At 66.7% G+C, this 14,035-nt stretch carries 12 protein-coding genes; 11 read left to right on the top strand and 1 reads right to left on the bottom strand.

The window, feature by feature from the left end:
* Positions 1-27 precede the first annotated feature (27 nt).
* From METFAM1_RS0110145 to phoU, 11 genes are all read left to right on the top strand, one after another.
* The gene (locus METFAM1_RS0110145) at positions 28-495 is read left to right on the top strand and encodes a DUF1097 domain-containing protein (RefSeq protein WP_019919502.1); all 468 of its coding nucleotides are present in this window, start codon (positions 28-30) and stop codon (positions 493-495) included.
* 24 nt (positions 496-519) lie between these two features.
* The gene (gene aldA, locus METFAM1_RS0110150) at positions 520-1,956 is read left to right on the top strand and encodes an aldehyde dehydrogenase (RefSeq protein WP_019919503.1); all 1,437 of its coding nucleotides are present in this window, start codon (positions 520-522) and stop codon (positions 1,954-1,956) included.
* Between the two features lie 412 nt (positions 1,957-2,368).
* Positions 2,369-5,044: a pyruvate dehydrogenase (acetyl-transferring), homodimeric type gene (gene aceE, locus METFAM1_RS0110155; RefSeq protein WP_019919504.1), complete on the top strand. Its 2,676-nt coding sequence runs from the start codon at positions 2,369-2,371 to the stop codon at positions 5,042-5,044.
* Between the two features lie 171 nt (positions 5,045-5,215).
* The gene (aceF, locus tag METFAM1_RS0110160) at positions 5,216-6,595 is read left to right on the top strand and encodes a dihydrolipoyllysine-residue acetyltransferase (RefSeq protein WP_019919505.1); all 1,380 of its coding nucleotides are present in this window, start codon (positions 5,216-5,218) and stop codon (positions 6,593-6,595) included.
* Positions 6,596-6,606: 11 nt separating this feature from the next.
* Positions 6,607-8,385, top strand: a complete 1,779-nt coding sequence (gene lpdA, locus METFAM1_RS0110165; protein WP_019919506.1) for a dihydrolipoyl dehydrogenase — start codon at positions 6,607-6,609, stop codon at positions 8,383-8,385.
* A 308-nt stretch (positions 8,386-8,693) separates the two neighbouring features.
* Positions 8,694-9,356 (top strand): hypothetical protein, encoded by a 663-nt coding sequence (locus METFAM1_RS0110170; protein ID WP_019919507.1) that lies wholly within the window; start codon positions 8,694-8,696, stop codon positions 9,354-9,356.
* 7 nt (positions 9,357-9,363) lie between these two features.
* On the top strand, positions 9,364-9,624 hold the full coding sequence (locus METFAM1_RS0110175) for an HPr-rel-A system PqqD family peptide chaperone (protein ID WP_157256693.1): 261 nt from the start codon (positions 9,364-9,366) through the stop codon (positions 9,622-9,624).
* Positions 9,625-9,631: 7 nt separating this feature from the next.
* On the top strand, positions 9,632-10,558 hold the full coding sequence (locus tag METFAM1_RS0110180; RefSeq protein WP_019919509.1) for an HprK-related kinase A: 927 nt from the start codon (positions 9,632-9,634) through the stop codon (positions 10,556-10,558).
* A gap of 40 nt (positions 10,559-10,598) precedes the next feature.
* A complete protein-coding gene (locus METFAM1_RS0110185) occupies positions 10,599-11,693 on the top strand; it encodes a nucleotidyltransferase domain-containing protein (RefSeq protein ID WP_019919510.1) in 1,095 nt (364 codons plus the stop codon).
* A gap of 19 nt (positions 11,694-11,712) precedes the next feature.
* Positions 11,713-12,384 carry a ribose-5-phosphate isomerase RpiA gene (rpiA, locus tag METFAM1_RS0110190; protein ID WP_019919511.1) on the top strand — a complete coding sequence of 224 codons (672 nt, stop codon included), beginning with the start codon at positions 11,713-11,715 and terminating at the stop codon, positions 12,382-12,384.
* A 54-nt stretch (positions 12,385-12,438) separates the two neighbouring features.
* The gene (phoU, locus tag METFAM1_RS0110195; RefSeq protein ID WP_019919512.1) at positions 12,439-13,140 is read left to right on the top strand and encodes a phosphate signaling complex protein PhoU; all 702 of its coding nucleotides are present in this window, start codon (positions 12,439-12,441) and stop codon (positions 13,138-13,140) included.
* 2 nt (positions 13,141-13,142) lie between these two features.
* Here phoU and METFAM1_RS0110200 read toward each other — a convergent pair whose 3' ends face one another.
* Positions 13,143-14,000: a tetratricopeptide repeat protein gene (locus METFAM1_RS0110200; protein WP_019919513.1), complete on the bottom strand. Its 858-nt coding sequence runs from the start codon at positions 13,998-14,000 to the stop codon at positions 13,143-13,145.
* Positions 14,001-14,035 lie beyond the last annotated feature (35 nt).

Raw genomic sequence — 14,035 nt, forward strand, 5'->3', positions numbered from 1 at the left:
CTCCGGCCTCACTCAAGGAGGCATCAAATGAAACTGCTGCACGCACTCGCCCTGAGCATCGCCCTGCTGGTCGCACTGTGGGTCTGCCTGAGCATCGGCATGCCGAACCTGCAGCTCAACCCGTGGATAGGCTTCGTCGCCTGGGCCACCTTCTTCGCCGCCGGCGGCGGCAGTCAGGCGCTCGGCAAGTCGGCTTTCGCCGCGCTGGCCGGCGTCGTGCTGACCGCCGGCACGATGTGGCTGGTGGCGCAGGCCGGCGGCAGCCTGCCTGCGCTGGCGCTGCTGGTCGCGGTGCTGGCCTTCGTGCTGGTGGCGATGGCCGACGTCGCCGCCCTGTCGTACACACCGGCCGCCTTCCTTGGCGCCGCCACCTATTTCGGCGCCACCGGCGACACCTTCGAGAAGGCGCTGTTCGTCGGCCTGACCTGGGTCGCCGGCCTCACCTTCGGCTACCTGTCCGAATCCTTCGGCAAACGCATGACGCGCGCCGCCTGATTTCCGTCCCAAGGAGAAGCTGCAATGAGTACCCATCACAATTACATCGACGGACGCTTCGACGAGGCCGATGTCGCCACCCGCATCGAGGTGTTCAACCCGGCCACGCACGCCTTGCTCGACACGGTGCCTGAAGCCGGCGTCGCCGCGGTCGAACGTGCGATCGCCGCCGCCCGTGCGGCACAGCCGCAATGGGCGAAGCTGCCGGCCATCCAGCGCGCCGCACATCTGCGCAAGGTGGCCGAAGGCCTGCGCGGCGTGCGCGAGGAGATGGCGCGACTGCTGACGCTGGAACAGGGCAAGACGCTGGGGCTGGCGCGGGTCGAGGTCGACTTCACCGCCGACTATCTGGACTACATGGCGGAATGGGCGCGTCGCATCGAAGGCGAGGTGCTGACCAGCGACCGCCCTGGCGAAAGCATCTTCCTGCTGCGCAAGCCGGTCGGCGTGGTCGCAGGCGTGCTGCCGTGGAACTTCCCGCTCTTCCTGATCGCCCGCAAGATGGCGCCGGCGCTGGTCACCGGCAACACCATCGTGATCAAGCCGAGCGAGGAAACGCCGCTCAACGCTTTCCTGTTCGCGAAGCTGGTGCACGCGGCGGAACTGCCGCGCGGCGTGTTCAACCTGGTCGGCGGCCGCGGTGAAACCACCGGCGCCGCCCTCACCGGCAGCCGTGCCATCGACATGGTGAGCTTCACCGGCAGCGTCGAAACCGGCAGCCGCATCATGCAGGCAGCCGGTCGCAACCTGACCCGCGTCAATCTGGAACTGGGCGGCAAGGCGCCGGCCATCGTGCTGGCCGACGCCGACCTCGATCTCGCCTCGACCGCGATCACCGCCTCGCGCGTCATCAACACCGGACAGGTGTGCAACTGCGCCGAGCGCATCTACGTGCAGCGCGCAGTCGCCGACGAGTTCATCACCAAGCTCACCGCGAAGATGGCCGCCACCCGCTACGGCGATCCGATCGCCGACCAGAGCATCGACATGGGCCCGCTGGTGAACAAGGAGGGCCTGGACAAGGTCGCCGCCATGGTCGACCAGGCCAAGCGCGACGGCGCGCAGTGCGTGCTCGGCGGCCAGATCGCCGACCGCGCGTCCGGCTATCACTACGAGCCCACGGTGCTGATCAACTGCCGCGCCGACATGGACATCATGCGTAAGGAAATTTTCGGCCCGGTGCTGCCGGTGCAGCTGGTCGACGATCTGGACGAGGCGGTGGCCCATGCCAACGCGTCGGACTACGGTCTGACCTCGTCGGTCTATACGCGCGACCTCAATGCGGCAATGCGCGCGATCCGCGACCTGCAGTTCGGTGAGACCTATGTCAATCGCGAGAACTTCGAAGCGATGCAGGGTTTCCACGCCGGCCGCCGCAAGTCGGGTATCGGCGGCGCCGACGGCAAGCACGGGCTGTACGAGTACACGGAAACCCACGTGGCCTACATACAGCACGGCTGACGCGCGACCCGGGTGAGGCGATCCCTCACCCGTCGTACGCCATCCGGGTCTTGTACAAGACCGGACGATCTCCTCGGTTGCGGGCACTCCGGCCCCGGAGTTGCCCGCTTTTTTGCGGCCGGACGACCGGATTTCGGTTTTCCACCACTGGCGGCAAGTCCGGGGGGTGTCCATAATTGCGACACGTCGACGCGGGCGATCCCTGCGTTCGACGCTGCCATGGCAGCTACCCGCTGCCGCTTCAGAGCTGTCGACACTTGCATCACCCATGCGCAGACGGACAGGCGCCTCGGACGAGTTTCTCCTCGGCCGGCACGCTGACGACCCCGGACGGGCTCCATGCCCCGGCCGGGTTGTGCATCGGCGGTGCATCTGATCGAACGGCTCGATCAAAAAAGAGGAGAAAGCCTGGATGTCTGCACTACCCAATCCCCTGCTCGCTTCCGATCCGGACGCCGTCGAAACCCAGGAATGGCTCGACGCGCTGGAAGGCGTGATCGAACACGCCGGCGAGCAGCGTGCGCATTACCTGATCGAGCGGCTGACCGAGCTGTCGCGGCGCGCCGGCATCAACATTCCGTACTCGGCCACCACGGCATACGTAAACACCATACCGGCCGGCAAGCAGGTGCAGGCGCCCGGTGATTACGAGATCGAGCACCGCATCCGCAGCTACATCCGCTGGAACGCGATGGCCATGGTGCTGCGCGCGAACAAGGACACCAATGTCGGTGGCCACATCGCCAGCTTCGGCTCCAGCGCCACGCTGTACGACGTCGGCTTCAACTGGTTCTGGCATGCGCCCAGCCCGACCCACGGCGGCGACCTGGTGTTTTTCCAGGGCCACTCGGCGCCCGGCATCTACGCCCGCGCCTTCATGCTCGACCGGCTGAGCGAAGCGCAACTCGACAGCTTCCGCCAGGAGGTCGGCGGCAAGGGTCTTTCGAGCTATCCGCACCCGTGGCTGATGCCGGACTTCTGGCAGTTCCCGACCGTATCGATGGGGCTGGGCCCGCTGCAGGCAATCTATCAGGCGCGCTTCATGAAGTACCTGCAGGACCGCGGCATCGCCAACACCGAAGGCCGCAAGGTGTGGTGCTTCATCGGCGACGGCGAAACCGACGAGCCGGAAACGCTGGGCGAGATCGCGATGGCCGCCCGCGAGAAGCTCGACAACCTCATCTTCGTCGTAAACTGCAATCTGCAGCGCCTCGACGGCCCGGTGCGCGGCAACGGCAAGATCATCCAGGAACTGGAAGGCGATTTCCGCGGCGCTGGCTGGAACGTGATCAAGCTCTTGTGGGGCAGCTACTGGGACCCGCTGCTGGCGCAGGACAAAACCGGGCTGCTCGCCCAGCGCATGATGGAAGTGGTCGACGGCGAGTACCAGACCATGAAGGCACGCGACGGCGCCTATGTGCGCGAGCACTTCTTCGGCAAGTACCCGGAACTGGCGGCCATGGTCGCCAACTGGAGCAATGACGACATCTTCCGCCTGAACCGCGGCGGTCATGATCCGCACAAGGTGTATGCCGCCTACCACTCGGCGGTGAACCACAGCGGCCAGCCCACCGTCATCCTGGCCAAGACCATCAAGGGCTACGGCATGGGCGGTTCGGGCGAGGCGCAGAACATTTCGCACCAGCAGAAAAAGGTCGATCTGGAATCGCTGCGCGAATTCCGCGACCGTTTCGACCTGCCGATCAAGGACAGCGAGCTGGAATCGCTGCCCTACCTGAAGTTCGACGAGAACTCGAAGGAAGTGGCCTATATGCGCGAGCGCCGGATGGCGCTCGGCGGCTACCTTCCGCAGCGCCGCTCGAAGGCCGAGCCGCTGGAAGTGCCGCCGCTGTCGGCCTTCGACGCGCTGCTGAAGGCGTCCGGCGAAGGCCGCGAACTGTCCACCACAATGGCCTTCGTACGCATCATGAACATCCTGCTGCGCGACCCGCATATCGGCAAGCGCGTAGTGCCCATCGTGCCGGACGAATCGCGCACCTTCGGCATGGAAGGCATGTTCCGGCAGATCGGCATCTGGAACCAGGAAGGCCAGAAGTACGTGCCGCAGGACGCCGACCAGCTCATGTTCTACAAGGAATCGAAGACCGGCCAGATCCTGCAGGAAGGCATCAACGAAGCCGGCGGCATGAGCGACTGGATCGCCGCCGCCACCGCCTACTCGGTGCACGGCGTGGCGACGATTCCGATCTACATCTTCTATTCGATGTTCGGCTTCCAGCGCATCGGCGACCTGATCTGGGCCGCCGGCGACCAGCGCTCGCGCGGCTTCCTGGTCGGCGGCACGGCCGGTCGCACCACGCTGAATGGCGAAGGCCTGCAGCACGAGGACGGTCATTCCCACCTGTGGTCGGGCGCAGTGCCGAACTGCATCAGCTACGACCCGACCTTCTCGTACGAAGTCGCCGTCATCGTGCAGGACGGCCTGCGCCGCATGATGGCCGAGCAGGAGGACGTGTTCTATTACCTGACGGTGATGAACGAGAACTACGAGCACCCGGCGATGCCGGAAGGCGCCGACGCGGACATCCTGAAGGGCATGTATCTGTTCCGCCGTGGGGCCGCCTCCAACGGCCCGCGCGTGCAGCTGACCGGCAGCGGCACCATCTTCCGCGAGGTGATCGCCGCCGCCGACCTGCTCAAGAACGACTGGGGCGTCGAAGCCGATCTGTGGTCCTGCCCGAGCTTCACGCAACTGGCCCGCGACGGCGCCGACTGCGCGCGCTGGAACCTGCTCAACCCGCTGGAAACGCCGCGCGCCTCGCACGTCGAGAACTGCCTGCGCGACACGCGCGGTCCGGTGATCGCGGCGACCGACTACGTGCGCCTGTTCGCCGAACAGATCCGTGCCTATGTGCCGCGCCGCTACGTCGTGCTGGGCACCGACGGCTTCGGCCGCTCGGACACGCGCGAGGCGCTGCGCTCGCATTTCGAGGTGGACAGACACTGGGTGACGGTGGCGGCGCTGAAGGCGCTGGCCGACGACGGTGCGCTGGACCGTGCCAAGGTGGCCGAAGCCATCGCGCGCTACGGTCTGGATGTGACCAAGCCGAACCCGCTGTACGTCTGAGTCGGAAGAAGCGGACCGCGGATCGACGCCGACACGCCCGATCGCCCCGGATGAAGACCCCTCCTGGTCCTTGTCCGCGACGACCGGAGCTGTCCGCGCCGATCTGCGGTCGACCTTCAACACCCACGCCCCGGTCGCGCTGTGCGCGGCCGCATCGAATGCGAGGCTTGAATGAGCACGATCAATATTGAAGTACCCGACATCGGCGACTTCTCCGATGTCCCCGTCATCGAAGTGATGGTCAAACCCGGCGACCGCGTCGAGGCCGACGCGCCGCTGGTGTCACTCGAATCAGACAAGGCGACGATGGACATTCCGGCGCCACACGCCGGCGTCATCGGCCAGATCACGGTCAAGGTCGGCGACCGCGTGTCGCAGGGCAGCGTGATCGGCACGATGGAGGTGGGCGACGCGCCCGCCGCTGCCCCCGCCGCCGCGCCAGCGCCCGTTGCTGCCGCGGTGGCACCTGCTCCGACAACGGCTGTCGCTGCCGCTCCAGTCGCAGCTGCCGGCGCCGCCCCCGCCGCAACAACGCAGTCGGCCCGTGGCGACTACACGCCGGCCGCCGGCGCGGTCGCGCTGCCCAGCGCCGCCGACATCGCGGCCGAGCTGGTAGGCGGCAAGAAGGCGCACGCCAGTCCGTCGATGCGCGCCTATGCGCGCGAACTGGGCGTCGATCTCGCCCGCGTCAAAGCCAGCGGCCCGAAAGGCCGTATCACCCGCGAAGACATCAACGCCTTCGTCAAGGGCGCGCTGCAGGCGCCGGCCACCGCGCAGGCGGCGACCGGCGGCGGTGGCGGCGGTGGCCTCGACCTGCTGCCCTGGCCCAAGGTCGATTTCACCAAGTTCGGCGAAGTCGAGCGCAAGCCGCTGTCGCGCATCCGCAAACTGTCGGCGGCGAACCTGGCGCGCAACTGGGTGATGATTCCGGCGGTCACTTACCACGAAGAGGCGGACGTGACCGAGCTCGAAGCCTTCCGCCAGCAGATCAATGCGGAACAGGCCAAGGCCGGCGTCAAGCTCACGATGCTGGCCTTCATCATCAAGGCGGTGTGCTCGGCGCTGAAGAAATTCCCCGAGTTCAACAGCTCGATCGACCTGCAGGCGGAAGAGCCGGCGCTGATCATGAAGCAGTACTGCCACATCGGTTTCGCCGCCGACACGCCGGGCGGGCTGGTGGTGCCGGTCATCCGCGACGCGGACAAGAAGGGCGTGGCCCAGCTGGCGGCCGAATGCGGCGAGCTGGCGACCAAGGCGCGCGACGGCAAGCTGTCCGCCGCGGAAATGCAGGGCGCCTGCTTCACGATATCCAGCGTGGGCGGCCTCGGCGGCACCGGTTTCGCGCCCATCATCAATGCGCCGGAGGTCGCCATCCTCGGCGTCAGCCGCAGCACGATGAAACCGGTGTGGGACGGCTCGGCCTTCCAGCCGCGGCTCATCCTGCCGCTGTCGCTGACCGCCGATCACCGCGTGATCGACGGCGCTGCGGCCACCCGTTTCAATGCCCATGTCGCCGCGCTGCTGGCTGACATGCGTCGCGTGCTGATGTGAGGGAGCGAAACATGAGCACACTGACTGTAAAAATCCCCGACATCGGCGACTTCACGGACGTGCCCGTCATCGAAATCATGGTGAAGCCGGGCGACACGGTCGAGGCCGACGCGCCGCTGATGTCGCTGGAGTCCGACAAGGCCACGATGGACATTCCCGCGCCGCAGACCGGCCGCATCGTCGAACTGCTGGTGAAGGTGGGCGACCGCGTATCGGAAGGCAGCGTGGTGCTGACGATGGAAGCCGCCGGCGCTGCCGAAGCGGCGCCGGCATCGTCACCTGCAACGGCCCCCGCGGCACCGCCGCCTGCCCCGACTGCCGCCCCGGTGGCCGCCACCGGCAGCGCCCGGGCCAAGGTCGACGAAAGCTGCGCGGTGCTGGTGATTGGTGGCGGGCCCGGCGGCTATTCGGCCGCCTTCCGCGCCGCCGACCTCGGTCTGGACGTGGTCATCGTCGAGCGCTACGCCACGCTGGGCGGCGTCTGCCTGAACGTGGGCTGCATCCCGTCCAAGGCGCTGCTGCACGTGGCGGCCGTGGCCGACGAGGCCGAAGCTCTGGCCGCGCACGGCATCAAGTTCGGCGCGCGCGAGGTGGACATCGGCGCATTGCGCGGTTGGAAGGACAAGGTGGTCGGCAAGCTGACCGGCGGCCTGGCCGGCATGGCCAAGGCGCGCAAGGTGAAGGTGGTGCGCGGCAACGCCCGCTTCGTCGATCCGAACCATGTCGAGATCGCACTGACCACCGGCGACGGCAAGGCGGAAACAGGTGACAAGAAGGTGCTGAAGTTCGGCCACTGCATCGTCGCCGCCGGTAGCCAGGCGGTGAAGCTGCCCTTCATGCCGGACGACCCGCGCGTCGTCGATTCAACTGGCGCGCTGCTGCTGGCCGACATTCCGAAACGCATGCTGGTGATCGGCGGCGGCATCATCGGGCTAGAAATGGCCACCGTCTATTCGACCTTGGGTGCCCGCATCGACGTGGTCGAAATGACCGGCGGGCTGATGCAGGGCGCCGACCGCGATCTGGCCAAGGTGTGGGAGAAGAAGAACGCCCATCGCTTCGACGCGGTCATGCTGAACACCCGGGTGACGGGGGCGGAAGCGACGGCGGAAGGCATCAGGGTGAGTTTCGAAGGGGCGAAGGCGCCGGCGGAGCCGCAAACCTACGATCGTGTGCTGGTGGCGGTCGGCCGTTCGCCGAACGGCCGCAAGCTGAACGCGGCAGCAGCCGGCCTGCGCGTGGACGAGCGCGGCTTCATCCCGGTCGACAGCCAGATGCGGACCAACGTCGCGCACATCCACGCCATCGGCGACATCGTCGGCCAGCCCATGCTGGCGCACAAGGCGGTGCACGAAGGCCATGTCGCGGCGGAAGTGATCGCCGGCCACAAGCGCCACTTCGACGCCACCGTGATTCCGTCGGTCGCCTATACCGACCCGGAAGTCGCCTGGGTCGGGCTGACCGAAGACGAGGCCAAGGCCCAGGGCCGCAAGGTGACCGTCGGCAAATTCCCGTGGGCGGCCAGTGGACGGGCGATCGCCAATGGTCGCGACGAAGGCTTCACCAAGCTCATCTTCGACGCGGACACCCACCGCGTCGTCGGCGGCGGCATCGTCGGCACCTCGGCCGGCGACATGATCGGCGAGGTGGCACTGGCCATCGAGATGGGCGCGGATGCGGTCGACATCGGCCACACCATCCACCCGCACCCGACGCTGGGCGAATCGATCGGCCTCGCCGCCGAAGTCGCCGAAGGCAGTTGCACCGACCTGCCGCCGCTACGCCGCTGACACAGCGCTGCGACGCGCGTCCGACCCGCTGCCGGGCAGGCCTTGCAGGCTGCCCGGCAGCGACCGTCGGCGAAATTTACAGTCCCGCCGGCAAGCCCTCGCAGAATGATTGAAAAAATATGAAAACACACGTCCAATCATTTACTTGCATGTAAAAATCACAAGCGGTCCGCTTCTTGCTAGTCATCGGCTATCCAACGATCGCCTGACGCAAGCTGCGCATCCTCGGGCCGCCGTGATCAAGTCGGCGCGCCAGCACGGACAAGCGCGCTAACATCCGCGGCAACGTGCCTTATCGGTGAAATCAAATGAATGAGCTCGACAAGAACAGCCAGACCGACGCAGTCCCGACCCCGCAGACAGAGCAAGTGGATGCCGCACGGCGGCGTCTGACCCGCGGTGGTGCAGCGGGCGCCGGTGTGCTGCTGTCGGTGGCGAGCCGTTCAGCTTTCGGCACCAGCACCTGGGGCACCTGCACCGGCTCGGAAATCGCCTCCGGCAACCTGTCGCGAGAAGGCACGCCGCGCCCCTGCGGCTGCAGCCCGGGTTTCTGGGGCAACAAGAACGGCAAGAAGATCTGGGAAAACCCGGACCTCATCCCCTTCATCTACGCGCAAGGCCAGTACTTCAACAGCGTGTTCGGCGTGGCCTTCTTCAAGCCCTCGAAGAACGAAACGCTGCGTGACGGCATCGACAAGACCGGCGTGATCTACGACAAGACCATGAGCGGCGGCTGGTGCCCGACCAACAAGGTCAGCAACATGCAGACCTGCGCCTTCCATGCCGTGGCGGCGCTGCTCAATGCGCAGTACTACGGCAACCGTTACCCGGTTATCGGCATGCAATCGCCCGAAGCGGTGATTGCCGCCTTCCAGACCGCTTTCAGCGGCGGCGTGAGCGCGCTGGAAGCCTTCATCACGAAGGTCGACGTCTACAGGTCAGGCGTATGGTGCGAGGGCCAGAACGGCTGATCGTCGCGTGACGGCAGTGTTGTGGTCTCTGGTGACGCCGGAGACCATGTCGGTGCTGAGCTGGCCTGACGGCGTGGTGCTGTACGACGCTCGAACCGCCACCACCCGCTTGCTCGCGCCCCGTGCCGGCGCCATCGTCGCCCGCCTGAAGGACGGCCCTGCCGACGCCTCCGTGCTGGCGACGCTGCAGCCGGCAGACGACGACGTCGCGCTCCCCGAACTGCTGGACGCACTCGCACGATACGGCATCGTGCGTGCGGCAGACTGAGCCCCCAGTGTCGCAACGCCCCCACCTTTCCACGCTGACACCGTCGGAACTGCGTCAGCGACTGCACAGCCCTGACGGGCTGCGGCTGCAGCTCGGACGATTCGTTGCCGGCATACGCTCCAATTTCGATTCGGTCGCCGACGGATTGCAGGCGCTGTACGCCGACTACCCGGTCGCGACGGCGGACGACTTCTGCGACTACCCGGTCGAACTGCGCAGCAGCGGGCTGCGCCGATATGTGCGTCCGCAGGCCATTTTCCGCTTCGAAGGCATGCAGCCTTTCAAGCCGCTGCCCGGCGACCAGGCGGTCGCAATGCTTGAATGGGGCCTGAACTGGGTGTTCACCAACCACGCCCAGCACTACCTCATCATCCACGCCGCCGTGCTCGAACGCGACGGACTCGGCCTCATCATGGCCGCGCCACCCGGCTCGGGCAAAAGCACGCTGTGCGCGGCACTGGCGCTGCGCGGCTGGCGCCTGCTGTCGGACGAACTGGCGATGATCGGCCTCGACGACGGACTGCTGATGCCGCTGCCGCGACCGGTCAGCCTGAAGAACCAGTCGATAGACATCGTCCGTCAGTTGCCCGGCCAGCCGGTGATCGGCCCGATCGCCCGCGACACGGCGAAGGGCACGGTAGCGCACATGCGTGCGCCGCGCGCCAGCGTCGAGGCGGCGCTGACCCCGGTTCAGCCACGCTGGATCCTGTTCCCGCAGTTCGGGGCCGGTCATGCGCTCGACATCGAGGCGCACGGCAAGGCGCATACCTTCATGCAGCTGGTGAGCAATTCCTTCAACTATCCGCGGCTGGGCGTCACCGGCTTCGAGGCGATGGGCCGTCTGGTCGATGGCTGCGACGGTTACACTGCGCGCTACGGCTCGCTCGACCAGATCGTGCCGGCACTCGAATCGATCTGCACGCGTAGCGCCTGAGGCGGGCCGGCACCGCCGGCCGCTGCGCCCCGACCGGAACATGAGCCGACAGACGGACACCCACCTGGCGAGAGCGCTCGCCACACCCGAATTCACCGAACGCTTCGACGCGCGCGACTGGGAAGCCCTGATCGGGCAGGCGCGCACCAGCGATCTGCTCGGGCAACTGGCCGAGCGGCTGCGCGACGCCGGACGCCTGGAAAGCACGCCATCGCAGGTGCGCTTCCATCTCGATGCCGCGCTGCGCATCGCCGCACTGCACCGCGATTCGCTGCTGCAGGAACTGTCGGTGATCGGCGACGCGATGCAGTCGCTCGAACAGCCGGTGCTGCTGCTCAAGGGGGCCGCCTACGCCGCCGCCGGTCTGCGCGCAGGGCGCTCGCGCCTGTTCAACGACATCGATCTGATGGTGGCCAAGAACGTCATCGATCGCGCCGAAGGCGCCCTGTTCCGCAGCGGCTGGCGCCCGACCCACCTGAATTCCTACGACCAGCGTTATTACCGCGAGTGGATGCACGAGCTGCCGCCGATCGAGCACATGACGCGCGGCACCGTGATCGACCTGCACCACACCATCGTGCCGCCGACCTCCGGCCACATTCCGGACGCGGCGCAGCTGATCGCCGACGCTCGCCCGGTCGCACTGCCGCACTGCCCGGACGTGTTCCGCGTGCTGTCGCCGGTCGACATGGTGATGCACTCTGCCTGCCACCTTTTCTTCGGCGAACTGCAGAAGGGCTTGCGCGACCTCTACGACCTGCACTGCCTGCTGGACGAGTTCTCGCCGGAACCCGGATTCTGGGCTGCGCTGCTGCCGCGCGCGCGCGCGCAGCAGCTCGAATATCCGGTGCTGCTGGCGCTGCGTTTCGCGCAGCGGATCTTCGGCACCGACATACCCGATGCGGTGGCAAGCGAATGCCGCAAACGACTGGCGGCCCGTCCGACCGGTGCGCTGACCGACCACCTGATCGACGCGTCGATGTACCCACTGCACCCGAGCAGCGATTCTCCATGGCGTCGTGCGCGCCGGCAGATCCTCTATGCACGCAGCCACTGGCTTAGAATGCCCTTGCACCTGCTGATCCCGCATCTTGCATACAAGGCCTTCATCCACGACGATGGCAAGGCCGCTTGAATACCGAGGACTCCGTTCGATGACCGCCGATGAACTGAAGATTGCCGTAGCCCGCGCCGCCCTGCCCCACGTCATACAGGGCGACCTGCTGGGTGTGGGCACCGGCTCCACCGCCAACCACTTCATCGACCTGCTGGCCGCCGAGAAGATCGAGATCGCCGGCGCGATCGCCAGTTCGGAAGCGTCCGCTGCCCGCCTGCGCGGGCACGGCATCAAGGTGCTGACGCTGGACGAGGCGATCGCCTCCGGCCGCCGCATCCCGGTCTATGTCGACGGCGCCGACGAGATCGACCCCGGCCTCAACCTGATCAAAGGTGGTGGCGGCGCGCTGACGCGGGAGAAGATCGTCGCCGCCGCATCCGACTGTTTTGTCTGCATCGCCGACGGTTCGAAGTGCGTCGACATGCTGGGGCGCTTCCCGCTGCCGATCGAGGTCATCCCGATGGCACTCGGCCTGGTCGCTCGCGAACTGGCCAGGCTCGGCGGCGTACCGAAGCTGCGAGAAGGCTTCGTCACCGACAACGGAAACCTCATCCTCGACGTTGCAGGTCTGAAGATCGCCGAGCCGGCGCTGTTCGAGAGCGAACTCGACCACCTGACCGGTACCGTGACCAACGGGCTGTTCGCCCGCCGACGCGCCGACGTGGCGCTGGTGTCGTCGGCCGACGGTGTGCGCACGCTGCACGCCTGAACATCGCCGCCCGCATGGGGTCCAACCCCATTAAATCCTTCAGGACATGACGCCATGAGCGAACACATTTCCAAACGCTACGACGCCGAACTCGAAAGCGTGCGCACCGGCCTGCTGCAGATGGGCGGCCTGATCGAACAGCAGATCGAGCACGCGATGCGCGGCGTGATCGAGCGCAATCTGCCGCTGCTCGAAGAAGTGATCGCCAACGACAAGAAGGTCAATGCGATGGAGATCGAGCTGGACGACGCCTGCAATCACCTGATTGCCAAGCGCCAGCCGGCCGCCAGCGACCTGCGCGTCATCATGTCGGTGGTGAAGACCATCACCGATCTCGAGCGCATCGGCGACGAGGCGAAGAAGATCGCCAAGATGGGGCGCCACATCCTGGAATCCGACGCCATCTTCGTGCCGCGCATCGAACTGCGGCATGCGGCCTCGATGGCGGTGGACATGCTGCGCCGCACGCTGGACGCGCTGGCGCGCATGGATCTCACCAGCGCCACCGAGGTGGTGCGTCAGGACAAGGAGGTGGATGCCGAATTCAAGTCCATCATGCGTCAGCTCATCACCTTCATGATGGAAGACCCGCGCACCATTTCCTGCGGCCTTGACCTGCTGTTCATCGCCAAGGCGATCGAGCGCATCGGCGACCATTCGAAGAACATGGCGCAATACGTGGTGTTCATGGTGAAGGGCACCGACGTTCGCCACGCCGGACTGGCCGCGATGGAAGCCGCCGCCGCTGCAGACTGACCCTAGCGCGACGTGCCGGCCGGCAACGCCGCTGCCGGCGCATCACCGTCTCCGGATGCGGTTGAACTGGCGAGTTCGGGCAGCGGCGCATCACTGTCGGGTATTTCGGATGCACGCGACAGCTGCTGCGCCAGCGCCAGTTGTTCCGGCTTCAGCGACGCCGCGATTTCGTCCCGCGCCCCGCGCGCTGCGCCGTGGCCCTGCGCGGCAGCGCGGTTGAACCACGCGTAGGCTCGCACCAGATCGAGCGAGACGCCCTCACCGATGCGGTGCAGCCGGCCCATATGGTATTGCGCGCCGACGTGTCCACTGCGCGCCGCAGTGCGGAACCACCTGCCGGCGGCCGAGTAGTCCTGCAGCGTGCCGCGGCCAAGTTTCAGTGCCAGCGCCAGTTCGTACTGCGCCCGCGCGTGCCCCTGCTTGGCCGCCTTCTCCAGCCACTGCACCGATTCCGCAATATCCGTCGCTTCGCCGGTGCCGCCCTGGGCCAGCATCATTCCGTAGGCGTACTGCGCTTCGGGGTCACCGGTTTCGGCGCGCAGACGCTCCGCCTCCAGCGGCTCCAGTTCGGCAATGAGCTGTTCGTGCTCGGTCGGCGTGCGCGTCTCGACACCCTGGACGGTGACTACGATGGCCACCAGCAGACCCAGCGCAAGTGAGCCACCGACCGCCGCGAGCGGAATGCGCCGGAAGCGGACGAAGCGCTTGTGACAGTTGCGGCAACGTACCGGCTTGAGCCAGAAGCGTCCGGCCTTCTCGTCCGAGTTCTTCCAGCTGGAGTCCTTCGTGTTGCTGCTGAGGCAATACGGACAGCAACGCGGCCCCTGCAGGACGCTGGACAGGCGGGTGGATACAGTCATGATGAAAAGCTATCACGCACCCTGGACGGCTCCCG

It is taken from the genome of Methyloversatilis discipulorum (assembly GCF_000527135.1).
Taxonomy (GTDB): Bacteria; Pseudomonadota; Gammaproteobacteria; order Burkholderiales; family Rhodocyclaceae; genus Methyloversatilis; species Methyloversatilis discipulorum.